This window comes from Agrobacterium vitis, assembly GCF_013426735.1.
In the GTDB taxonomy this organism is placed as follows: Bacteria; Pseudomonadota; Alphaproteobacteria; order Rhizobiales; family Rhizobiaceae; genus Allorhizobium; species Allorhizobium vitis_D.
On record NZ_AP023273.1, the window covers coordinates 452,102 to 474,804 of the forward strand.

General features: G+C 56.4%; 19 protein-coding genes and 1 pseudogene. 5 read left to right on the forward strand and 15 right to left on the reverse strand.

Annotated features, from left to right (window positions below):
- Positions 1-53: 53 nt before the first annotated feature.
- From katE to H1Y61_RS19370, 4 genes are all read left to right on the forward strand, one after another.
- On the forward strand, positions 54-2,210 hold the full coding sequence (katE, locus tag H1Y61_RS19355) for a catalase (RefSeq protein ID WP_180575112.1): 2,157 nt from the start codon (positions 54-56) through the stop codon (positions 2,208-2,210).
- A 615-nt stretch (positions 2,211-2,825) separates the two neighbouring features.
- Positions 2,826-3,212 carry a hypothetical protein gene (locus H1Y61_RS26730; protein ID WP_235680946.1) on the forward strand — a complete coding sequence of 129 codons (387 nt, stop codon included), beginning with the start codon at positions 2,826-2,828 and terminating at the stop codon, positions 3,210-3,212.
- On the forward strand, positions 3,212-5,491 hold the full coding sequence (locus H1Y61_RS19365) for a glycosyltransferase family 4 protein (RefSeq protein ID WP_180575113.1): 2,280 nt from the start codon (positions 3,212-3,214) through the stop codon (positions 5,489-5,491). Before H1Y61_RS26730 ends, H1Y61_RS19365 begins: the two co-directional genes overlap by 1 nt.
- Before the next feature lie 35 nt (positions 5,492-5,526).
- Entirely contained in the window at positions 5,527-6,840 is a 1,314-nt protein-coding gene (locus H1Y61_RS19370) for a glycoside hydrolase family 130 protein (RefSeq protein ID WP_180575114.1), read from the forward strand.
- 17 nt (positions 6,841-6,857) lie between these two features.
- Here the strand turns inward: H1Y61_RS19370 and H1Y61_RS19375 are convergent, their stop codons facing one another.
- The 10 genes from H1Y61_RS19375 to H1Y61_RS19420 form a co-directional block, all read right to left on the reverse strand.
- Positions 6,858-7,988 (reverse strand): PQQ-dependent sugar dehydrogenase, encoded by a 1,131-nt coding sequence (locus H1Y61_RS19375; protein WP_180575115.1) that lies wholly within the window; start codon positions 7,986-7,988, stop codon positions 6,858-6,860.
- 176 nt (positions 7,989-8,164) lie between these two features.
- Positions 8,165-9,016, reverse strand: a complete 852-nt coding sequence (locus tag H1Y61_RS19380; RefSeq protein WP_180575116.1) for a fumarylacetoacetate hydrolase family protein — start codon at positions 9,014-9,016, stop codon at positions 8,165-8,167.
- A 15-nt stretch (positions 9,017-9,031) separates the two neighbouring features.
- Positions 9,032-9,805, reverse strand: coding sequence for an acetoacetate decarboxylase family protein (locus H1Y61_RS19385; RefSeq protein WP_409363998.1), 774 nt, complete (start codon positions 9,803-9,805; stop codon positions 9,032-9,034).
- A 331-nt stretch (positions 9,806-10,136) separates the two neighbouring features.
- Complete coding sequence (locus H1Y61_RS19390; RefSeq protein ID WP_180575117.1) at positions 10,137-11,036, reverse strand: VOC family protein; 900 nt, start codon at positions 11,034-11,036, stop codon at positions 10,137-10,139.
- 12 nt (positions 11,037-11,048) lie between these two features.
- The gene (gstA, locus tag H1Y61_RS19395; protein WP_180575118.1) at positions 11,049-11,639 is read right to left on the reverse strand and encodes a glutathione transferase GstA; all 591 of its coding nucleotides are present in this window, start codon (positions 11,637-11,639) and stop codon (positions 11,049-11,051) included.
- A gap of 72 nt (positions 11,640-11,711) precedes the next feature.
- The gene (locus H1Y61_RS19400; RefSeq protein WP_060717227.1) at positions 11,712-12,131 is read right to left on the reverse strand and encodes a nuclear transport factor 2 family protein; all 420 of its coding nucleotides are present in this window, start codon (positions 12,129-12,131) and stop codon (positions 11,712-11,714) included.
- A gap of 61 nt (positions 12,132-12,192) precedes the next feature.
- Positions 12,193-13,572, reverse strand: a complete 1,380-nt coding sequence (locus H1Y61_RS19405; protein ID WP_180575119.1) for a carbohydrate porin — start codon at positions 13,570-13,572, stop codon at positions 12,193-12,195.
- 26 nt (positions 13,573-13,598) lie between these two features.
- Positions 13,599-14,921 (reverse strand): MFS transporter, encoded by a 1,323-nt coding sequence (locus tag H1Y61_RS19410; protein ID WP_180575120.1) that lies wholly within the window; start codon positions 14,919-14,921, stop codon positions 13,599-13,601.
- 72 nt (positions 14,922-14,993) lie between these two features.
- Positions 14,994-16,277 carry an acyl-CoA dehydrogenase family protein gene (locus tag H1Y61_RS19415; protein WP_012653700.1) on the reverse strand — a complete coding sequence of 428 codons (1,284 nt, stop codon included), beginning with the start codon at positions 16,275-16,277 and terminating at the stop codon, positions 14,994-14,996.
- Between the two features lie 246 nt (positions 16,278-16,523).
- The gene (locus H1Y61_RS19420) at positions 16,524-17,069 is read right to left on the reverse strand and encodes a flavin reductase family protein (RefSeq protein ID WP_180575121.1); all 546 of its coding nucleotides are present in this window, start codon (positions 17,067-17,069) and stop codon (positions 16,524-16,526) included.
- 321 nt (positions 17,070-17,390) lie between these two features.
- On the opposite strand from H1Y61_RS19420, the gene H1Y61_RS19425 reads away from it, so the two are divergent.
- Entirely contained in the window at positions 17,391-17,744 is a 354-nt protein-coding gene (locus H1Y61_RS19425; protein WP_234617656.1) for a MarR family winged helix-turn-helix transcriptional regulator, read from the forward strand.
- A 96-nt stretch (positions 17,745-17,840) separates the two neighbouring features.
- Here the strand turns inward: H1Y61_RS19425 and H1Y61_RS19430 are convergent, their stop codons facing one another.
- The 5 genes and pseudogenes from H1Y61_RS19430 to H1Y61_RS19450 all read right to left on the reverse strand — a co-directional run bounded on the left by H1Y61_RS19430 (position 17,841) and on the right by H1Y61_RS19450 (position 22,644).
- Complete coding sequence (locus tag H1Y61_RS19430; RefSeq protein WP_180575122.1) at positions 17,841-18,611, reverse strand: SDR family NAD(P)-dependent oxidoreductase; 771 nt, start codon at positions 18,609-18,611, stop codon at positions 17,841-17,843.
- Positions 18,608-19,603: an ABC transporter permease gene (locus tag H1Y61_RS19435; RefSeq protein WP_180575123.1), complete on the reverse strand. Its 996-nt coding sequence runs from the start codon at positions 19,601-19,603 to the stop codon at positions 18,608-18,610. The genes H1Y61_RS19430 and H1Y61_RS19435 overlap by 4 nt, the downstream gene beginning before the upstream one ends.
- 61 nt (positions 19,604-19,664) lie before the next feature.
- Entirely contained in the window at positions 19,665-20,705 is a 1,041-nt protein-coding gene (locus tag H1Y61_RS19440) for a sugar ABC transporter substrate-binding protein (RefSeq protein WP_180575124.1), read from the reverse strand.
- Between the two features lie 36 nt (positions 20,706-20,741).
- A pseudogene (locus H1Y61_RS19445) lies at positions 20,742-21,508 on the reverse strand (ATP-binding cassette domain-containing protein).
- Positions 21,505-22,644, reverse strand: coding sequence for an ROK family transcriptional regulator (locus H1Y61_RS19450; RefSeq protein WP_180575125.1), 1,140 nt, complete (start codon positions 22,642-22,644; stop codon positions 21,505-21,507). Before H1Y61_RS19450 ends, H1Y61_RS19445 begins: the two are co-directional and overlap by 4 nt.
- Positions 22,645-22,703 lie beyond the last annotated feature (59 nt).

Sequence of the window (22,703 nt, forward strand, 5' to 3'; positions counted from 1 at the left end):
AACAGCTGCGTATTCAGTTCGCTTTTGTACATCAACAAAATCGCGGAGAGAATATGCCAAAGCAACGGTCCCAAAACCAAGGCAAGAATGCGGCTGCAATCTCGAATGAGGCCACCATCCACGATCAGAAACTCGTGCGCGGCAAGGGCGGCGAACTTCACCAGGTCGCTGACGGCGAACAGGTTTTGACGACGGCCCAGGGCGGGCCTGTCGCAGACGATCAGAACTCCCTTCGCATCGGGGATCGCGGTCCACTTGTCGTTGACGACTTCCATTTCAGAGAAAAGATTTTCCACTTCGACCATGAGCGCATTCCAGAGCGCGTCGTTCATGCGCGTGGCTACGGTGCCCACGGTTTCTTTGAAACCTACGAATCCCTGGCAGATTATACGCGAGCCGACGTGTTTCAGCGCCCCGGTGAAAAAACCCCTGTTTTCGTTCGGTTTTCGACGGTGGCGGGAAACAAGGGCTCAGCCGACCTTGCTCGCGACGTGCGCGGCTTTGCGGTGAAAATGTACACGAAGGAAGGCAACTGGGATCTGGTCGGTAACAATATCCCGGTTTTCTTCATCCAGGATGCCATCAAGTTTCCTGATCTTATCCACGCCGCAAAACAGGAGCCGGACCGGGCATTTCCCCAGGCACAAACCGCCCATGACAATTTCTGGGACTTCATTTCTCTGACGCCCGAGAGCATGAACATGATCATGTGGATCATGTCGGATCGGACAATCCCAAGATCATTGCGCTTTATGGAAGGTTTCGGCGTCCATACGTTCCGCTTCGCCAATGCCAATGACGAATCCACCTTCGTCAAGTTTCACTGGAAACCGAAGCTCGGCCTTCAATCGGTGGCCTGGAACGAAGCGGTCAAAATCAATGGCGCCGATCCGGATTACCATCGACGTGATCTGTGGCATTCAATCAAGTCTGGAAACTTTCCCGAATGGGAACTTCAGGTACAGCTGTTCGACCAGGAATTTGCCGACAGCTTTGATTTCGACGTGCTCGATCCGACAAAAATCATCCCGGAAGAAATCCTGCCGCCGAAGGCAATCGGTCGTCTGGTGCTGGATAGGATGCCGGACAATTTCTTTGCAGAGACCGAGCAAGTGGCATTCATGACCCAGAATGTTCCGCCGGGGATCGACTTCAGCAACGACCCTTTGTTGCAAGGCCGCAACTTCTCCTATCTCGACACCCAGCTGAAACGTCTGGGCGGACCGAATTTCACCCATCTGCCGATCAACGCACCAAAGTGTCCCTTCGCGCATTTCCAGCAGGATGGCCATATGGCGATGCGCAATCCGGTCGGCCGTGCGAATTATCAGCCGAACTCATTTGGCGAGGGACCGCGGGAATCGCCAACGCGCGGCTATCGTCACTTTCCTGCGGAAGAACAGGGTGCCAAGGCCCGCCTGCGCCCGGAAAGCTTCGCCGATCATTACAGCCAGGCCCGGCAATTCTATATAAGCCAAACGCCCCCGGAACAGCGCCACATTGCAGCCGCTCTTACTTTCGAGCTAAGCAAGGTGGAAATGTCTGTTATCCGGGAACGGATGGTGGCGCATCTGATGAATATCGATGAAACGCTCGCCAATACCGTGGCAGAAAAACTGGGCTTCAAAAGCATGCCCAAGCCGGCTGATGCTGCTGTGCCGACACGCGACGACCTTGAGCCGTCCCCTGCACTCAGCATCATCAAGCGAGGCCCCAAGCGCTTCGAAGGCCGCAAACTCGGCATCCTGATCACCGATGGCGTCGATGTGAAGCTCCTTAAGGCACTGACGGACGCTGTCACCGCGGCACAAGCCGAATTCGAGTTGATCGCACCAAAGGTCGGCGGCGTGACGGGTTCCGACGGCACCTGGATCGAAGCGCATCATATGATCGATGGAGGACCATCCGTCCTGTTTGACGCCGTGGCGCTTCTGACCTCTGATGCGGGCATGGCAGATCTTGTGAAGGAAGCAACGGCACGGGATTTCGTTGCCGACGCCTTCCAGCACTGCAAATTCATCGGTTATACCCAAAGCGCCATGCCCCTTTTGGAGAAGGCTGGCATAACCGAAGACCTCGATGAAGGCACCATTGGTCTTCCCGGTGAAGATGGTATTGCCGATTTCATCGAAAAGGTGGGCAAGCTTCGCGTCTGGGCGCGGGAGCCTTCTGTAAAACTCGGGAAAGCATCCGTGCCTCTGGACGATTGATCGGAAAAGTCCCATCTCCGCTCCCAAAATGAGCGTAACCGCTGATGTCAGCGGTTACGCCAAGCGAGAAACGGGTAGAATAACTTGGAAACCCATGATGGAGGGATGTGCCACGAGATAAATCACAATCGCGCCTTGCAATCTCGACGCAGAACCCCACTTCTATCCTGATGTCAGCCATTGTAAGGGCACTGTCATTTTCTGGGCGGCACGCACCCTGGCCCCAATAAAGGAGGACAACATGTCTTCCGACACACCTTTCAAGTCAATCGACCCTTTCAAGCCAATTGGCAACGTGCGCCTCGGCCTGACACCAACGGCTTCACAAAGCGCTTGCCTAAAATCTCTCACGACTAAACCGGGTCTGTGCCGAAACGTCACTCGCTTTATGTTGGCTCCATCTGCGCAAGGCGTTCGCTTTGTCGGTCATGATGGCATTCGATAAAACAGTTTCAGCCGCGCTACGGAACGGCCGGATTTCAGCTCCCAGATTGCAGCACACAGTCTATAGATGCGGCGCCTCCATTGTTGGAATTGCGCAACACGGTTCATGCCGTGCCGAACCCGCTGTGCCAGCTTGCTATTCTGTCAAGCCAGTTCAAGGAAGCCAGATCGATGTTTACCAGAACCAAGACACGCATCGTGCATTTCAAATGTCCCTTCACCTTTCCTGGCCTTGAGGGTACGCAGCCCGCCGGTGACTATCAGGTCAAGGATGATGAGGAACAGATTACTGGCATTTTTTGGCTCGCCTATCGGCGGGTGGCAACGCTGATCGAAATTGCCAAGGGATCGACAACAAGCCTTGTCGCCATCGACAATTTGGATCTGGACGCAACCATCGAGAAGGATCGGGCGACATCCATCACCGCAACTGGATATCCACGCCAAGTTCAAGAGGAACCGGAAAGATACTTACTGTTAACACCATCGCAGGCTCCCAGTCCAGGGACGAGCCGGCAGTCAACCCACCGGCGACGGCGTTCTGAAGGGAAACTCTGATGATCAAGACCAAGCGTATCGCATTTATCGGTAATTCGCTTCCAAGGCAGTGCGGGATCGCCACGTTCACCACCGACCTCAGCCACGCCATGTCCAATCCGGCAGAGGGTATAGAGACCAGCATCATCGCGATGACCGATGACAAGTTGAACTACGCCTATCCGGCCAACGTGGTGTTTGACGTCCGCGATGGTGAGATTGAGGACTATGTGACTGCGGCCCGTATCCTCAATAATGGAGATTACCGGGCCGTTTCCTTACAGCACGAGTTCGGCATCTTCGGTGGCCCGGACGGCGACTACATTCTCGCCCTGCTGTCCCATCTGCGAATTCCCGTCATCACGACATTTCACACCATCCTTGCCGAGCCGACGCCATCCCAGAAACGGGTGTTGCAGCAAGTCGCCGGGGCATCGAGCCGTGTCGTGGTCATGGCAGACAAGGGACGGGAGTTTCTCGAAAATGTCTATGGCGTGGATTCCGGCAAGATTGATGTCATCGCCCACGGCATTCCCGACAAAGCCTTCCACGACCCGGAGCTTGCCAAAGGCAAGATGGGCTATAGCGGACGGCAGGTCATTCTGACCTTTGGACTTCTTTCCCCCAACAAGGGTATCGAGGTGGTCATCGATGCCATGCCAGCCATTCTGAAAATGCAGCCCGACGCGCTGTATATCGTCCTTGGCGCAACGCATCCCACTCTGCTGCGCCGGGAGAAGGAGGCGTATCGCGACAGCCTGCGCATCCGCGCTGAACAGCTCGGCGTCGAACGATCCGTCGTGTTTCTCAATCAGTTCGTCGATGTGCCGACGCTCCTCGATTTCATCGCCATGTGCGATGTGTATGTCACGCCCTATCGTGATGAAGCGCAAATGACGTCGGGAACGCTCGCCTACAGTTTCGGCATGGGCAGCGCCGTGGTTTCGACCCCTTATTGGCACGCCCGTGAGCTTCTAGACGACCATCGCGGCATTCTTGTCCCGTTCAGCGATGCGCAGGCGACTGGCGAGGCAATTGCACGATTGCTGGGTGACGATCAGGCGCGTCAGGCGATGCGCAAGGCTGCTTATGAGACGGGCCGGTCGATGATCTGGCCGCAGATCGCATCGCTCTATCTGAAAAGCATCGAGACGGCCCGCGCAGCCTACCGACCGCGCCTGATCCGCGATCTCATAACGCAAAGCATGACCCGCCCGCAGCACGGCACCAATTTGAAACTCGGTCATTTCAATACCATGTGCGACGACACTGGCATCTTTCAGCATGCGGTCTTCTCCGTGCCGGACCGTGCGCATGGCTACTGCGTCGATGACAATGCGCGCGCGCTGATCCTTGCTTGCCATCTGGCGGGAGCCGGAGAAACCGGCATCCATGACGGCAGAACCGCCTCTTTCGCCAGCTTCATCCAGCATGCCTGGAATCCTGACCTGAAACAGTTTCGCAACTTCATGAGCTTTGACCGCCGGTGGCTGGAAGACAAAGGCTCCGAAGACAGCCATGGCCGAACGCTCTGGTCGCTCGGCATCTGCGCCTCCTCCGACAGCGACCGGCCGCGCCGTCGCTGGGCAGCGGCCCTGTTTGCCAAAGCGGCCCCTGTGGTCGAACATTTCCATTCGCCACGGGCCTGGGCCTTCACTCTGATCGGCCTCGATGCCTATTGCAGGGTCACGCCAGAGGACGACGCGGCAGCACAGCTGCGCACAGTACTTGCTGAGCGTCTGATGAGGCTAGAACGCCAGGTATCGACAGCCGACCGCCATTGGTTTGAAGAGGGGCTTTCCTATGAAAACGCCCGAATTCCGCAAGCCCTGATCGCCACAGGCATGGCAACCGGCTCGGACGAACTCATGGATACCGGCCTCAGAACGCTAGGCTGGCTCATGCAGCAGCAGACGGCTTCCGGTGGCCAGTTCAGGCCGGTCGGCACCGCTGGCTTTTTCGATGTGGGCGAAGCGCCCAAGCTCTTCGACCAGCAGCCGGTGGAAGCGACAGCCACAATTTCCGCCTGCCTTGCCGCCTATGATGCTACCCGCGACAAAACATGGCTAGAGGCCGCCACACGTACCTTTACCTGGTTTACCGGCAGCAACGATCACGGGGTTTCCCTTGTCGATCCGGAAACCGGCAGTTGCCGGGACGGACTGCATCCGGATCGAGCCAACGAAAACCGCGGAGCGGAATCCGTGCTCTGCTACTTGATCTCCTGCTTTGAAGTTGGCCGGGCATCCCGCCTGACGCATGCCGCACCGAAGCTGGCAGAGCTCCAGCAGCTTTCTTAAGCACTCTTCCAGCGCCAATCAAAAAAGGATCAGCCTTGCCCAATTCAAGTCTCCTCAATCGGCAGGCCCTCTATCTCCGGCCTGATCCCACCCGTGTCATCGTCCGGCCATTCAAGCCATCGACGGAACCACGACACCTGAACCCGCGCGATAAAAACCGGGCCAATGAAATTGTTGACCGTGTCCTGTCTCTCGATCCGACCGGTACGACTAACCAGTTGCGAGACATTCTCGATAATTTCGAAGGCCGGCACCGTAACCTATTACGGCAGTTCGAACTGCGCGCCGATGCGATGGAGGATGCTTTCTCCCAGCATGAAAGCTTCAGCCAGCAACAGAGACAATTGGTCGGCGCGTATTTCATGAACGAGTATTCGTTCGAATCCGCGGCCCTCTTCAATCCAAGCATCGTTGCGCATCCCGACCAGACCGGCATGACGCAAGGATGCTGCCGGGTGATCATCAGCCTGCGGGCGGTTGGCGAAGGACACATTTCCTCACTGACTTTCCGAACTGGTATGATTGATGATGAAGGAGCCGTCACCATCGATCCCCCGGTTCGTTTGGCGGGGCTGCCCCAGGTCCATGCCCATGACGGCTTGTCACCGGCAGGCTGCATCGGCATCAGCTTTGACAGCGAAAGCGATCTTAGCGAACGCGTGATCTTTCCGGTGACAGAAGCACAATCGAACGGGATAGAGGATGCCCGGTTCGTGGCTTTCGATGACGGCGGCAAGACCGTCTATTTTGCCACCTACACGGCCTATAGTGGTTCCTCGATCCGCTCAGAACTTCTGGAAACCCAGGATTTTCTGAATTTCACACTGACGCCACTGCGCGGTCCGGCAGCCCGCAACAAGGGCATGGCGCTTTTTCCTCGGCGCATCAACGGGCGCTTTGCGATGATTGCACGTCAGGACAGCGAAAATCTTTTTCTGCTGTATTCAGACGACCTGCATCACTGGGACGAGGGTCTTGTTCTGATGAAACCGGAATTCTCCTGGCAGTTCGTTCAGATCGGCAATTGCGGATCGCCCGTCGAAATCGATGAGGGATGGTTGCTCTTTACCCATGGGGTCGGCCCGATGCGCAGATATTCTATCGGCGTCACCCTTCTCGACAAGGAGGACCCCAGCATTATCTTAGCGCGCACAGTCGAGCCTTTGTTGCAACCGGAACCGACCGAACGTGAAGGCTATGTGCCCAATGTCGTCTATTCCTGCGGCGCCATGCGTCACGGCGATCTCATCGCCCTGCCTTATGCCGTATCGGACACCTACTCAAACTTCAGCACCGTGCAGATCAGCGCGCTCCTGAGTTCAATGCAGACCGTCGGGCAAACCGGGTGACGATCACCAATAATTCTTCACCCTTTGACGGGCGTCAAACGCAATAGGCGCCCCTCACTATCATCTTCGATAACCCACACCGCCCCATCAGGGGCGACCGCGACATCGCGGATGCGCGCCTCCATATCGAAGCGATCCGCCTCTTCTGCTCCACCAGCACCGTTGAATGTCACCCTGACCAAAGCCATGGATGCAAGGCCACCAATCAGGGCCGAGCCGCGCCATTGCGGAAACATCTGACCATTGTAGATCGCAAGCCCAGCCGGAGCGATCACCGGGTTCCAGTAAAGAGCCGGGGCGATAAACTCCGGCCTCGTCGAATGGCGCGGTATCCGCGTGCCGCTGTAATTGTCGCCATTCGACACCAGCGGCCAGCCATAATTGCCATTGGCTTTTATCAGATTGAGTTCATCGCCGCCCCGTGGTCCCATTTCATGCAGCCACAGTTTTCCATCAAGCCCGAAAGCAAGACCGTAGGGATTGCGATGACCAGTCGTAAAGGTTTGGGCTTTCACGCCGCCTTGATCCGCTTGTGGGTTATCCGCAGGCGTTGAGCCATCCAGATTAAGCCGCAGAATCTTGCCGCGCGCCTGGTTGGGGTCCTGTGCCGTATCCGGACGCATCCGGTCGCCGACCGTCAGGTAAAGATGCGTGCCATCAGGATCGAAAGCGATGATGCCGCCGGATTGCCCGCCACCGCCAGCTGGCGTCTGGCGCCAAATCACCGTCATGTCTTCCAGCGATGCACTTGTACCGGATGCGGCCAGCTTGGCGCGGGAGAGAACAAGGCTGCTGCCGGACGCTCCCGGTTCCGAATAGGTAAAATAGACCTCGCGGTTCTTTTGAAAACCGGGTGAAATGGCAATGTCGAGAAGACCGTTCTGGCCTTCGGCGGCCACGGCGGGGACATTTGCCACCGGGGTTTTCCGCCCGTTTTGAAGCACAAGAAAGATCAGGCCCGGCTTTTCTGTCACCAGCATTCGACCATCCGGCAGAAAGGCAATCGCCCATGGGGTGTCGAAGCGTGCGACCTCTTTGGCAGTGAAGGGTTTGGTCGAGGAGACAGGGTGATTGCCGGCATTGATGCTTTGTGCGTGAGCCGATGTGACCCATGCAGCCCAGACGATCATCACAGATAGAAACTTCATATCTCCTCCCCCTACAAAAGCGAAGATGCCAACGCATCCTCGCCTTGAAGAAGGCATTGCAAATATCTCAATTGCATCAGAAGCTTGAGATATTTGCAAAAAGAATACGAAATGCCATCTTTAATGACTCTTCGTAGGATGTAGTGCGTTATGGTTTGGATTAAACCAGACGGGTCCTAGTTTTCCGCAACGCAACGGTTTTCAATGCCCCCTAAGCCCTCCACCTCAACGCGGAGGACGTCGCCGGGCTTCAGAAATGTCTGGGTCGCAATTCCGACGTTTGATGGTGTCCCTGTGATAATGACGTCGCCGGGCTCCAATGTCATGACCGTCGATAAATAGACGATCTGGTCATAGATGTCGTAAATCATGTCGCCTGTCGATGAGCGCTGGCGCTCCTCTCCATTCAATGACAAGGTCAACGTGAGGTCATGCGGATCGGCAATTTCGTCATCCGTGGTGATCCAGGGGCCGATGGGGCCATGGGTATCGAATGATTTGCCCAATGTGTAGGTGGGCGAACGAAATTGCCAGTCGCGGGCAGTCACATCGTTTGCGACAAGATAGCCGGCGATCACACTCCGAGCATTGTCACGGCTCACATGGCGGCAACGTTTACCGATCACGAAACCAAGTTCTGCCTCGTAATCCACCATCTTTGAAACACCGGGCACGACGATGTCACCGTAAGGTCCGTTTATACAACTGACCTGTTTGTTGAACCACAATTGGCTTTCAGGGGTCTTGATACCCGCCGCAGCCGCTTCTTCGGCATGGGCCTGATAATTCATGCCGATGGCCAGGAATTTTTGTGGATCGGCAATCGGCGCTTCCAGCCGCACATCCGCAAGCAGGTAAGACGGATCTGTGACCGCTTCCAGCGCTGGCCGTAGTCTCGGATAGGCCTCCAAAAGCAGGCGCATCGAATGGCCATATTCTGGAACAACGGCCGTCAGATCGACGATACGCTGATTATCGATCTTGCCCAGACGGGTGACGCCGTCGATTGTGAATCTTGCCAATTTCATAAAAATATTCCCTGTCTAAGACGGATCGACTGCGCGCATTGAATTGACTGAAACTGCGATACCGGGGCCGGAAAAGGCCACCATTTGCACTTTCGTGACTTCAAGAATATCCAGATCGGCCATTCCATTGACGACATGCGCACTGAGCGGTAATTGTTCAAATGTCGCCCGGTGCCAAGCCACGCTGCCTTTTGCCGTCCAGCGTTTGAAATCGAAGCCATCGAAATTGATATTGCTGACCCTGCCGCCAGTCTCGGGCGGTGCTGCTGCGGTGGTCACATAAGCAATATCGGCACCCTCCCGTCCGCCGGGACTGGTGCGTGGTACATATTTATAATACATCGACGGACCATTATCCGCTCCGGGAAGTGCTGGCTCATTGCCAGCCTCAACCAGATCCGTCAGGGCGATATCGAAGAATTTAAAGCCCATCCAGGACGCAGAGCAGGTGGCGGTGCCTTGTGCCTTGTCGTGCTCGATTTCCGGAATGTCGGCAAACATCTTGGGAAAGCCAAGCTCATCTCGCCCGGTCATGATGGCGTCAGGCGCGCCTTCCCACAGGACGGGGCAGAAGGTGCCTTCAAGAGTCTCGGTCTTTCCGCGATAGGTAACGGGAAAATCAACCACGACAATCCCGTAGCCGCGACCCGCAAGCCAGTAGAGATTTTTGAACCATGCGCAGGATACCGTCACCAGGGGTTCGCCGCGCAGTTCCATGCCTGGCGGAAGCAATGCCTCCAGCTTTTCAGGCAAGGTTCTGTAGGTAACGGCCATCCATTCGGCGTTCATTCGGCCTGTCTCCTCGGCCGCCCACATGCCCCCGCCGGGCTTTTGGCGCGGTCCAGGAGCTGGTCCGAAGGACAGTGGCATTCGATACCGGAATGCAGGATTTAATGTAAAACTCATTTTTTAACCTCTCCCAGCCAGCCAGGACGCCGGCACGCCGTTAAATACCAAGTCTCGACGATATTGACCACATCCAGACCCTGAGAAAACTTCGAATATCTCAAATCTATCAAAGCCTTGAGATATTCAAGAGCGAAATACGAACTACCATTTTCAGTGATACTTCGCATAAATCTCAGCCAGAAAGCGCCGAAACGGCCTTCCCTGAAAAAATCTAGATGGTCGGATCGAAAGCGATCCCCGGACGCAGGAACGAAGGCGTGGGTGGCGTGCCCCAGAGATTGAGCCAGCGACCCGCCAACCCCTCCGAAATATCCCAGCTCCGCGGTTCATAGGTTGCATCATTGTCGATCCGATCGAGTTCGATGGAGTTCTCGACCAGGCATCCATGCGGATCGGCATAATAGGTGAAGACATTGCCACCCGCCCCGTGACGGCCCGGACCCCAGACCAGAGCGCGCTCTTTTCCGGCAAGATTGTCGGCGATCGTCTGAAGATCCTGGAGCGAATGCAAGTCGAAGGCATAGTGATGCAATCCGCTTTCGCCCGGCCCCATGGCGATGGTGTGATGGTAGCCGTCTTCGGCGCGGTACCAGCGCAAGGCACCGTCTTCCGTCATATCCGACAGCTTCAGACCCAGAACTTTGACGCAGAAATCCCCGTAGGCCGCAGTATCAGGTGCGAAGGAATTGATGTGCTCGATCCGGCGCGGACGGGCGCCCGGTGTGGAATAACTGTAGTGACGGGGCTGGTTGCGAGTGATTGGCGTATGGACTTCGAAAATCGTCCCGCCGGGTGCAACCAGACGAACAGCGCGGTCATAATGCTTGCCCAAAGGCCTGTCCGACAATATCTCCAGTCCATCGGATTTTGCGCGGCGATAGACCTCGTCTACGGCATCCGCATTGACAGCCTCCAGCCCGCAGGCAACTGCCTTTCCGTCGCCCTTGATATAGGTGACTTCGTGGTGGCGGTCGTTGCTGGAAAGATAGACGGTCTCGCCTTCGACTTCCGTGATCCTCAAGCCAACGACATCGCAAAGATCCTGTGCCGCGCCCAGAGGATCCGGCGAGGAGATGATCACGTGGCCCATTTGTCTGATAAGATAGGTCATGGCTTTCTCCACTTACTGTAGTGATTGGACGGATGGACGGCTCTCTATCCGCTTGAGATAGGCCTGGATGTTCGGCCAGGCCGCCAGATCGATGGCCTGTAGCTTTGCCCATCCGAGAATGACGAACGCATAGGCATCCGCGATCGAAAATGTTGCCCCGGCAAGATAATCGCTTAGCCCCAGACGGCGATCGAGAGTGCCGAAAACCCGCGGCAACAACGCCGTTTTGGTGATTTCGGCAAAGTCCGCTGGCGTATTCGGCCGCATCAGGGGGGTGAAGGTCTTGTGCAATTCGGTTGCCACGTAATTGGTCCATTCCAGCACGCGGTAGCGGGCAAGATCGCCGGGCGGTGGCAAAAGGCCGCTTTCCGGGGCCTGATCAGCCAGATATTGCAGGATGATCGCGCCTTCCGTCAGCACGTCGCCATCGTCGAGCACAAGGGCGGGAACCTGGCCCTTCGGGTTCACCTGAAGATAGCTCGTTCCATCCGGAAGCGTTTTCTCCCGAAGATTGACTGGAATGGAGGAGGCGGCGATACCGGTTTCCTGCAGAACGATGCGAGATGCCGTGGAGCAGGTGCCGGGCGTATGGTAGAGTTGCATGCTTTAATCCTGATGAATGGTGATCGATAGTTGCCGGTATGCTGCCTGCGATGACAGCATACCGCTATGCCGTCAGGGCTGTTTTGGGGGCGCGATCTTGTTCACGCCGCTCCAATGCTCCGCCAGACGCTCGTCTCGAAGCCGATAGGCATCGAAAACGAAATAGTCGTAGGTTTCGCCCGGCTTGTCGGGGTCTGGCTGCGGCAGATAGGCAGCGACCACGACCATGTCGCCTTCGGCCACCATGAAGGCGGGAGGGATGCGCATCTCCGCTGGCTCGGGGACTGGCCCGTTTGGAAATACTGATTGCACAAACCGTTCCAAACCTTCGCGACCGGTCGGAATATGGCGGCTATGCTGCTTATAATCCTCTGTGACGAAATCCTTGACGGCTGCCGGGTTTTGGCCATCGAACACCCGGCGGTAGAACTCCCGGACCAGATGTTTGTGGCGCTCAAGCTTGGCGTGGTCATGGCTCTTCGTGTCGTGCATGACGTCGATCTCCTGTCGATAAAGTGATTGTGAAAGGCCGCCGGTTCAGATCGAACCAGGCTCAAGGACCCTTGCGGGGGGAAAGACCGAGGCTGCCGCCCAGGTCGAAAGCCAATGCCGCGTAAATAACGACACCGTTCTTTTCTCTTCCGGTTGAGTAATCAGCCAGAATGGAATTGTTTGGATTGATGATATAGGCGGCACCAAAATCGAGAATCCCGTTGCCAAAGAAGCCTGTGCTCGCATGGACGTCGACCATGAACGTATCCTGCGGCTGTTTCTGATTAACACCAGAAAAGAACCGCCTGGCATTCTGTTCATACTGCGCGCGCTCTTCACTCAAGCGAATGTAGTGAACGGACGCACCGAGTGTTGCGAGCGGGTTTTCCTTCCAGAAGCCTGAATATTCGACACCGGCATAGGCCTCCCAGGGATAAGCCTGGCCATCGCCGAACGTATGGAACAGGCCGCCATAGACGGCGAGGTTTTCGGGAATAGGGCTACCGGACGGCTCACTCCACACCACCTTGCGAACCTGCCCGTAAACGCCGCTCGTTCCGCCGTCATGATTGACAATCCTGGTGTTGGCTCCAAAGGTCGGATTGCCCCAACCGCTATTGTAAAGTGCGTCTTCATACGAGGTGGACCGATGATAAGCGCCAACCTCGTATTTCAAAGGATTGGAATTCTGCATGAAGGTTTCGTCATGGCTGATATTGGCAATGGCGATATAGCCTTTGGCATCGCCGGTTCCCCAATCCCATCCATCACCATTCTGCCAATTGTCAGAATTGTCCTCGATGGCTCCAAACCCCAGCGTCGTGGTCTGATCGAGCCGATAGGCCAGTCTCCCTCCCCAGACAGACAGTGCTTCGCCTGGCATGTTGAGGGTGATTGCCGGCGTAGAGGGCACGCAGCCAATGCCGCCACAGAAGCCTTTTTTCATGAAATCGCGGTTCAGACCCATCCGCCCCGCTTCAACAGTCAGCCGATCGTTGAAAAGGTCGCCTTCAATGGTGAAACGGGTCAGATCGGTGTCCGAATTCACGATCGGGACGGGGAAAAAGGCATTCGAAAGATCAAACAGATAATTGTCGACATTTTGAGTCGGGGCGTTGATTGTCTCGACCAGATTGACCCGAAGATCCGGTGTCAGATTGCCGGTAACACCCAAGATGAACATCCCGTAATTGGCTGATGAGCCACCCGCAGCCCCAAAAGACGGCGCATTCTGATAGAAATCGACAAAATCGAGTTGAAGGTCGATACCGTTGTCATGCAGCGTTCTACCCACGCTGGCCAAGGGGCCGGAATAGACCGGACCGGGCATGCCTCCCTCGCCAGGTGGTGTGTCGCTTGACGGCAGCGCCGTATCGGCTGCTGCGGCCGGCAGCAAGGATGCAAGCAGCAAAGGCACTGCCAGCAGATTTAAAGTTCGCATTGTCACCCTCCCATTTTTATCATTTGTTATTCCGCTGCGATTGGACTGCCGGAGACCTCCTCTTTGTTTCCCCGGTTTTGCGGTGGTGATGCTGCAAGAATGGCAAAGAACGCGACCACGCAAAGGGTGATGATCGTGATAAACACCCATTCATATGTGCCGGTTTGATCGAAAACCGCCCCTGCCGACCCCGCGCCAATCGCAGCGCAGAGCGTCGATACCGGCATCATCGAACCCAGAATGGCGGAAAACGATGCCTTGCCAAAATAATTGCCCAGAAGAGCCATCAGGCAGACCTGCGAGGCACCGTAGCCAATGCCGGCAGGAAGCGCGTAGAGCAGGATGCCGGTAAAGCCAACGGGCTTGATGACCATGCAAAAGCCGAAAACAATCAATGCCATGCTGGCGGCTGAGATGAGCGATGGTGAAATACGATCACCCAGGAAACCAGCGGTCATATTGCCAATGAACGAGGCGACGATAATGACCGCGACGGCGTTAGCGGCTTCAGCAGGCGAATAGCCGATATCACGCAGATGCACCACGCCATGAGCCATCAGGAAAATCCAGGCGACCCCGGCAATGCTCATGTAAATCAGAATAAGCCAGTAAGCCTTGGTTCCCAGTGCTTCCCGAAGGGTCCAGTGGGTCGTGCTTTTGAATACCTTGCTGTTTTCGCGTGCGAAGGAAGGAGCAGGATTTCGGGAAATGTAATTTTCGACCCGCCGCTCATCGAGCGCTATATAGGCCGTTATCATCGCGATGAGCGCCGATCCGGCAATAAGCCACCAGGCTGTGCGCCAATCGCCTGATATCGCCATCAATCTTTCAAGCGCCGGTGGAGAAAAGAAACCGCCAATTTCGACTGCTGAAAATACGATGGAGACAGCCAAGGCCCGGCGGGCGTGAAACCATCTCGTTACGATTGTCTGGGCTGGCAGCATGCCGGCAATGCAGACGCCGGAACCGGCCAACAGACCAAAAGCCAAGGCATATTGCCAGCCATTATGCACGACAGTCGCCATGGCAACCGACCCCAGGAACAGCACAAGGCATCCGAAAGCAACCGTTGACCGATAACCGAATTTGCGGATCAACACCGCGACGACAGGGGCCTGAAAGCCCATCATCATCACGAAAAGCCCAAAACCCATACCGAAGACCGCTCGATCCATATTGAGATCGGTGATCATTCGGGCGTTGACGACGGCGGTACCGATACTTGGCACCGCCACGACCAGCAGCACGATTGCCCATAGCGCGCCCAGAACCTTCGCAGCCTGAAAACTGTATTCGAAACCTTTATTTGCCCGAAAATTGGCAGGGGCATGCGTCTTATTCGACTGCATAAAAAATCCTCCTCTTGTTAACCGTCGACGGGCCGCCTCCACAGCCCGCCTACAGCTCAAATCCGTCGCGGGCTAAGCGGCGCGATCAGGCAATCCACCTGCAAACATCGAAAATGGCGCAAGTCCCATCATCCGGCGCCCGAAAATCTCGGCTGTTGGCTCCAGCCTGACCGCCCCATGCAGCATTGCCACCCGGATATCGCGCACGAACCGTTGGAACGGATTGCTTTCATGCGCGGTTGCGGAGCCAATATTGAGTTGCAGGATGCTGACGGCATTGTCCAAGGTGTGCGCGGCGTAGACGTTTTCCATCATCGTCGCCTGTTCCAGCTCTTCCGAGACCTCGCGTCCTTCCGTTGCGTGGCGATCCAGAAGATCGGCGGCGCAAAGGGCAGTGGTTTCCGCCATCTTGATCATCGCATAGGCTTTTGCAGCACAGACCTGCGTTGATGCCATTTCGGCCACCCGGGGATAAGGCAGATTGAAGGGTTGCTGCTTTCTGGCCATGTCGATGTAGGATTCCAGCGCGCCACGAGCCATCCCCAGCACGATCGCCATGTGGGTGAGATTGGTCATGATCATCAGGCCACGGCCATCGAACTTGCTGGCAAAGCCCTGGAAACGCTTGCGTGTCCCATCCATGCGAACCGGGAAATCGGCCATATCCATAAAACGGTGATCGGGAACGAACTGCTCTTCGGTCACCGTCAGGCTATTGGAAGACGTGGCCTTCATGCCCATGACATGCCAGTTGTCGATGATTTTGACCTGCTCGGCCTTCAAAACCGCCATGGCGCGGCCCATGTGACCCGGCGCAACCTCATAATCAACGCCAACGGCAATCCATTTGGCATGTTTGCAACCGCTGCCGAAATGCCAGGAGCCGCTGACCATCCAGCCGCCCTCGACCCGCCGCGCCGAGCCAACCTTGGTGGCAAAAATCGATGCGCCGGCAGCCAGAGGGCCGACCCAATCGCGTCCATCCGCAAAGATTTCATTCACAGCCTGATCGGGAAACGCCAGGATATTGCGAAGGCCACCGGCGACAAATGCCATCCAGCCCGCCGCGCCATCGCCTCTGCCAAACTCGGTGACGATTTCGACCACGTCGCGCGCTCCAAGCGCATGCCCGCCAAAATCCGTTGGCAATGTAAGTTTGAACGCACCAATATCGCTCAAGGCTTTCAAACTTTCAGGCGCCAGAGCACCCAATTCCTCGCCTTCCTGGGCGTGTTTGCGCAACAGTGGCACCAATGCTGCGGCTTTGGCACGGATCTCACGGCCAACCTCAGTGCTATAAGGAGAGATGGGTGGATTGGGCAGTACATAGTCAAACTGCTTTGCGTTCATTTCCATGGGATTTCCTCACTTTAAAACAGGAATTTTCGAGTGCGCACGACCATGGCACTGGCGCAAGCACGCCATGCATACCATCGTGTACCGGATATTTTTGAGCGAATGTCTCCAAGCACGGCGACAGCCGGGTTCGGATCGATGCACTAAAGTCTGTTGTTTTCGTTTGTCTTTTCAGGAAAATTTGGCTTCACTTTTCCTGAAGCAAGTCTAGGCGGCAGCTCTAGGTGCCAAATCTAAGCGCCAAAACTAGACGAGGGCGCGCGGCTCGCAGATGTGAAAACGCCGATTAAACCATGCGACGGGTGTTGTGTCCCGCTCTACTGTCGATACATCGACAATACGGCCGATCAACAGTTGATGATCCCCTTCCGACTGGGCCCGCTCAAGGGCACAGTGAAAACACGTGTCGAATTCACTCAGAATCGGCACGCCGGATGGCGATAATTTAAAATCGATATCGCTGAACTTGTCAGCACGGCTGGACGCAAAGCGCATAGCAATATCCTGCTGCGGCTCAGCAACGACATGGACCGCGAAATGCCCATGGTCGAGGATGGCAGAAAGCGTTGTGGAACTTTGCGCCAAACCAAGCATGACGAGAGGGGGTGTGAATGACAAAGAGGTGAAACTGCTCACAGTTGCACCAACCATCTCACCGCCACAACCCTGGCTCGTCACGATGACAACGCCAGATGGAAGCTGGCCAAACGCGATCTTCAAATTATCAATATCAGGAAAATTTGCTGCTGATCCCTCCTCCGGATCATGCAGCTTCGCCGAACTCGAAACCATCGAATATCTCCTCCATATTCCTTAGAAGTATCTTAGCACTAAGATAACTTTCGTCAATTGAAAATGTTTGGAGGGGTCGCGTTCTTATGGCGCATTGCGTGAAGCGCCCGAAAACATTAAGAAGTTTAGGACGTCACAAAATGACGTGTTTTAGCCATGAGATAAAAGTGAAGCGCAATGCCACAAGCCGAAGGATTATTTTCGGACCTTATTAGTCAGTGGGAAGAGGATTTCCCGGGGGAAGACAGCAGTCCCATCGCGATTGCCATGAGGCTTCGGCATCTTTATCTCCTGGACCAGGCCTCCCTGGAGGAGGTGCTGGTGGCATTCGATATCGGCATCGGCGAAGTCGATGTTCTCACCCATCTTCGGCATCAATCCCCACCCTACCGGTTGCGACCAAGCGATCTTGCCGAACTTTGCATGGTCACGACCGGGGCGATAACAGGCCGTATCACCAGATTGGAAGACAAAGGGTTCGTCGAGCGCGTCCCGTCTCTGTCAGATAAACGCACGGTCTATGTACAAATGACCGAAAGCGGTGAAAAGCTGTTGCGAGAGACCCGGGTTCAGGTGGCCAGGTCCTCGCATTTTCTGGACGGCATTCGCAGCCTTTCCGCGCCTGAACGCACCCGCCTGGACCGGCTTCTTGCCAAATTGATCCAGGTTTTGTGACGCCCATCCTGTCAGAATGGGCGACAAACAAAGCTCGGAGCTATCAACGCATCCTCACGCCTTGAATAGTAGGCATCAGTGCAGCCGGAAATACGATCAGGATGGCAAGATCCTGAAGTCGGCCCCCTCAGGCAGAAGTTGTCCCCCATCGACAACGATGGTCGTGCCGGTCACGTAGCTTGCGTCATCAGAGGCAAGGAACAGAAATGCATTGGCCACATCCCGAGGGGACCCCAGACGCGCAAGCGGGATCGCGTCCTCCATATTCTTGATAAAGGCGGCACTTCGATGCAGCTGGATGGCCTCTGTCATGATGTTGCCCGGCTCGACACCGTTCACATTGATGCCATAGGACGAAAACTCCAGTGCCGCCGAGCGAATGAACCCGTTGATACCAGCCTTGCTTGCCGCATAATGGCCATGGCCCGGACTGGTGACATGCGGACCGGTGATCGAAGAGGTAAAGAGAATGCGCCCCGATCCTTGCGCCTTCATAGGCGCAAGTGCCGCCCGCGCGGCATTGAAACAGCCCCGCAGATTGACCGCCATCACCTGATCCCAATCATCCGGACTGGTATGCTCGATCAATTGCCAGGGATAGATGCCGGCATTCTGGACGATGATATCGATCCGACCATGGCGTTCCACAGTGAATTCAACGGCGGCAATCGCGTCCTCCATCCTGGCGATATCGGTGCGGATAAAATCGATGCCGAGTTCGTCGGCTGCGGCCTTGCCTTCCTCCGCATTGAAATCAGCGAGCACGAGTTTCGCGCCCTCCTCTTTGAAACGCACGGCAATCGCTTTGCCGATGCCGCGAGATGCACCGATCACCAGTGCGACCTTGTCTTTCAATCTGTCTGTCATGCGAGCCTCTGGCGGAGCCTTTGTTTGAACGTATCGAGAAGAACGGCTGCGAGCACCAGGAAACCATGAATGACCTGGGTATAATTCGCCGGCAGCCCCATCAGGTTGATGGCTGTATTGATGGAAGAGAGCAGCAGCACCCCGGCATAGACGCCCGGCAGAGCGCCGACGCCGCCCTTGAGGCTGACACCGCCAATCACCACCGCTGCAAAAGCATTGAACAGCAGACCAACGCCGAGATTGGCGGTCGCACCCGATGTGCGAACGGCCAGCAGCCAGCCGGCAAGACCGGCAATAGCACCGGCCATGACGAAGGCGATGATCAGATTGCGGGTGACGCGAATGCCAGCCCGAAAGGTTGCCGTCTCATTGCCGCCGATCATCACCAGATGGCGGCCAAACGGCGTCTTCGCCATCATCACCGAAAAGATCAGAAAGCAGGCGATAGCGATCCAGGCCGTCATCGGGATGCCGAGAAAGCGCTCGATGGCGAACCAGCGGATAGCAGGGGCGAGATCCTGGGCTGAGCGTCCGCCGGAAACGGCCAGCACGATGCCGCGCACCCAGATGAAGGAGGCGAGCGTGATGATGAAAGCGCTCATCTTCAGTTTGACGACGAGAACGCCGTTGATAAGCCCGATCAGTCCACCGATGGCGCAGGCCACCAACAGCGAGACCGGAATCATCAGCCATTCGGGGGAAAGCTTGATACCAAGCCCTATGCCTGCCGAGCAGAACAGAATGCCGACCGCCATGGCCGACAGTGCTGCGACCGACTCGACGGAGAGATCCATATGACCGGTGATGATCACCAGGGCGAGACCAATCGACATCACACCCAATACGCTCGATGCTTCGATGATATTGGTGAAGATACCGATCTGAAAATAGTTCGGGATCAGCATTGAGAACATGGCCAGCACCAGAATGAGCATGAACCAGACGAGATTGTCGAGGACGAATTCAAGAGTTTTGCGGGTATGAGGCGTCATGCGGCGCATCCGGATTGGAGAAGGGAAGTCCGGGGCCATCAGGCCCCGGAATGAAGGCCGTTCACTCGACGGATTTGATCGCAGCTGTCGGCGGCTTCAGATTTCCCCAAAAGGATGGGTTATCGACATTCTCTTTGGTGATGGCAGAGCCAGGGATCTTGATATTCGGTCCCCAGGTTTCCATGGTCACAACGCTCTTGAGACCGAGCACATCATAGTCTCCAGCCTTGATCGGCTTTTTGCCGACGACCTTGTCCATGAACATCGCAATGGCTGCTGCCTGTGCATAGAGCGGTTGCTCGACTTCGACATTCAGCCAGCCCTTACGGATCAGGTCGAGGCCAACGGGCGCACCGTTGGAACTCATCAACATCACGTCGCCCGGCTTCTTGCCGGCAGCCTCAAGCGAGGCAACGGCCGCGACCGAAAGATGGGCAGCATGCAGAAAGATCAGATCGATGTCAGGATTGGCAAGCATCTGGTCGGAAACGATTGTTCCGGCGGCACTGGCTTCCCACTGCACGGCGGGTACCGAGATAATTTTGACGCCGGGGAAGGCCTTCATTTTTTCCTCGAAACCCTTCTGGATATCGAGCGTGTAGGGATCGCCGGGATCACCGAGAACCTGAAGGATCTTCCCCTTCACATCGCCATATTTGCCCTTGAGCAAGCTGATCGCGTGGTCACCGGCGATATGGCCAATCTCGACCGTACCCGCAACCGAGGTGAAATCCGAGGGTGTCGATGTGATCTGCCGGTCGAATTCAACGACGGGAATGCCTGCGGCGCGTGCTGCCTCAATCGACGGCTTGAGCGCGTTAAAGTCTACGGCCGCAAGGATGATGGCTGCGGGTTTCAGCGCAATCACGTCATTCATCTGCGATTGCTGGGCGTCTGTCTTGTTGTCGGCATTGAGTGTTTTCATCTCATAGCCGACCTGACCCAGGAACATGCTCAGCGCGTTGACCGATCCGGTCTGGAATTCATCCAGCAAGGTCGGAACGAGGTAATAAACCATCCCTTTTGTTTGGGCGGCAGCCGATGTCCACGCCGCGAGGTTGAGCATCAGAATGCCCAGCAAGACCGTTAATAGTCGTTTCATTGGTTTCTCTCCAGTTCACCGGACCCCTTTTCATTGTTATTGGCTCACCGGTCCGGCTCCGGCGAGGGTTTGCCCTGTGATCATTTCGATCACTGCATCCGGGCTTGTCTGGCTGCGCTCCACATCACCGGCGACAACACCGTGGCGGATGACGACAATGCGATCTGCGACCTGAAAGGCCTGCTGCATGATATGGGTGATGATGACGACGCCGATGCCCTGGCTGGCGACATGACGGATCATGTCCAGCCCGCGCCGGGTCTGTTCGACGCCAAGCGCTGCAAACGGTTCGTCGAGCAAGACCAGCTTGCCACCCCAATGCACGAAGCGATTGAGCTCGATGGCCTGGCGCTGGCCGCCGGACAGGTGCTCGACCTTGGTGCGCATGGAGGAATACGGGTTCCCGCGCTGGCCAGCGCCTTGGCTGTAATGTCTTCCATGGCGCGTTCATCCAGGAAGGGAATGCCCGCCACCTTGCGGGTCAGCTCGCGGCCCATGAAGAAATTGCCGACCACATCGACATTGGTGCAGAGCGACAGGTCCTGATAGACGGTTTCGATACCGGCACCCTTGGCCTCGGCGGGCGTCTTTGCCTGAAAAGGCTCACCTTCGAACAGCATGCGTCCCGAGGTCGGCTGCAAGCCGCCCGAAATGATTTTCACCAGCGTCGATTTTCCCGCACCATTATCCCCGAGTAGGGCCACGACTTCGCCCTTGGCGATAGAGAAACTGATGCCCTTCAGGGCTTCGATTGCGCCGAAATTCATGCGGATATCGTCGAGGACGAGGAGGTTTTCGGTCATACGGCAATCCCTTTCTCTGAGGTTTCAAACATCTGACCGAAGCGCGGCGACAGAACACCGAAGACCGCGAGGGCCGCAGCCCCCCGCAGCGCCGAGCGCTGACAGTCGCTGGCGACAACAACCCGTGGGACGGTGCGGTTAGTGCGGGCGGAAATCGAGTTGGTGAGCCCCTCCCCAAGCGTCGCCAGCCGCTCGATCAGGGATTGCGGCGCAAGCCCGCCCAGCACGATGGTTTCCGGGTCGAACAGGTTTTCGATCGTGCGGATTGCGCTGCGGAAAATCGGCGCAATCACATCGACCCAATCCTCCTCAGACAAACCACTTCTCTTGAATGCATCAAGCGACAGATAGCGCTCCAGGCAGCCCTGGTTTCCGCAATGACACAACTCACCATCGGGAATGGCGGCGATATGGCCGATTTCACCGGCATTGCCCCAGGCTCCCCGCATGACGACACCGTCATGCATCATGGCACCACCCAGACCGACGCTGAAAAACAGATAGAAATAATCCGAAAACTGTTGTCCGAGACCATAAAGCTGCTCGCCCAAAGCAGCCGCTGCCATGTCGTTTTCCATGAAGGCTGGCAGATCCGTCGCATCGGCAAGCCGCTGACGGATATCGACATTCTTCCAGCCCGCCATGGTGGTCGGCCCAACGAAGCTCATGGAGTCCACATCGAACGGGCCAGGCAGGGCCAGACCGGCACCGAGCAACCGGCCCTGGCGCGGGCTTGCCTTCAGGTCTGCGACCATGTCGCCAATCAAGGCAAAAGCCTCGTCCGGCATGGCATTCGGCGCCGAGCGCTGGCGACTTTCGACCACTTCGCCACGAAGATTGACGAGTGCCGCTTCAATGCCGAGCGGCGTCAGGTGAATGCCGACAGCATGCCCACCTTCCGGGTTGATGGTCAGTGCCGATGGCGGAATCCCACGCCCCTTTGGTTTTTCCCGTACCGAAAGGAGAAGCCCCTGATCCTCAAGTTCGCGCACAATGGTGGAGACAGTCTGGACCGTCAGGCCCACCCGTTCGGCCACATCGCCGCGTGTTGTCGGCCCATGCAGCCGGATCGACTCCAGCACAATGCGCCGATTATACGGCCTTCCCGATTCCTGATTGGTGCCACGCAAAGCCATGTCAAAAGCCCCCTGGATGACAGAAGAGTGACACCGGTCATTTATTTAGTCAAATGGTT

Bases quoted from the DNA above. Each gene is read 5' to 3' on its own strand.
- katE (WP_180575112.1), top strand. From the start codon at position 54: ATGCCAAAGCAACGGTCCCAAAACCAAGGCAAGAATGCGGCTGCAATC.
- H1Y61_RS26730 (WP_235680946.1), top strand. From the start codon at position 2,826: ATGTTTACCAGAACCAAGACACGCATCGTGCATTTCAAATGTCCCTTC.
- H1Y61_RS19365 (WP_180575113.1), top strand. From the start codon at position 3,212: ATGATCAAGACCAAGCGTATCGCATTTATCGGTAATTCGCTTCCAAGG.
- H1Y61_RS19375 (WP_180575115.1), bottom strand. From the start codon at position 7,988: ATGAAGTTTCTATCTGTGATGATCGTCTGGGCTGCATGGGTCACATCG.
- H1Y61_RS19380 (WP_180575116.1), bottom strand. From the start codon at position 9,016: ATGAAATTGGCAAGATTCACAATCGACGGCGTCACCCGTCTGGGCAAG.
- H1Y61_RS19385 (WP_409363998.1), bottom strand. From the start codon at position 9,805: ATGAACGCCGAATGGATGGCCGTTACCTACAGAACCTTGCCTGAAAAG.
- H1Y61_RS19390 (WP_180575117.1), bottom strand. From the start codon at position 11,036: ATGACCTATCTTATCAGACAAATGGGCCACGTGATCATCTCCTCGCCG.
- gstA (WP_180575118.1), bottom strand. From the start codon at position 11,639: ATGCAACTCTACCATACGCCCGGCACCTGCTCCACGGCATCTCGCATC.
- H1Y61_RS19400 (WP_060717227.1), bottom strand. From the start codon at position 12,131: ATGCACGACACGAAGAGCCATGACCACGCCAAGCTTGAGCGCCACAAA.
- H1Y61_RS19405 (WP_180575119.1), bottom strand. From the start codon at position 13,572: ATGCGAACTTTAAATCTGCTGGCAGTGCCTTTGCTGCTTGCATCCTTG.
- H1Y61_RS19410 (WP_180575120.1), bottom strand. From the start codon at position 14,921: ATGCAGTCGAATAAGACGCATGCCCCTGCCAATTTTCGGGCAAATAAA.
- H1Y61_RS19415 (WP_012653700.1), bottom strand. From the start codon at position 16,277: ATGGAAATGAACGCAAAGCAGTTTGACTATGTACTGCCCAATCCACCC.
- H1Y61_RS19420 (WP_180575121.1), bottom strand. From the start codon at position 17,069: ATGGTTTCGAGTTCGGCGAAGCTGCATGATCCGGAGGAGGGATCAGCA.
- H1Y61_RS19430 (WP_180575122.1), bottom strand. From the start codon at position 18,611: ATGACAGACAGATTGAAAGACAAGGTCGCACTGGTGATCGGTGCATCT.
- H1Y61_RS19435 (WP_180575123.1), bottom strand. From the start codon at position 19,603: ATGACGCCTCATACCCGCAAAACTCTTGAATTCGTCCTCGACAATCTC.
- H1Y61_RS19440 (WP_180575124.1), bottom strand. From the start codon at position 20,705: ATGAAACGACTATTAACGGTCTTGCTGGGCATTCTGATGCTCAACCTC.
- H1Y61_RS19450 (WP_180575125.1), bottom strand. From the start codon at position 22,644: ATGGCTTTGCGTGGCACCAATCAGGAATCGGGAAGGCCGTATAATCGG.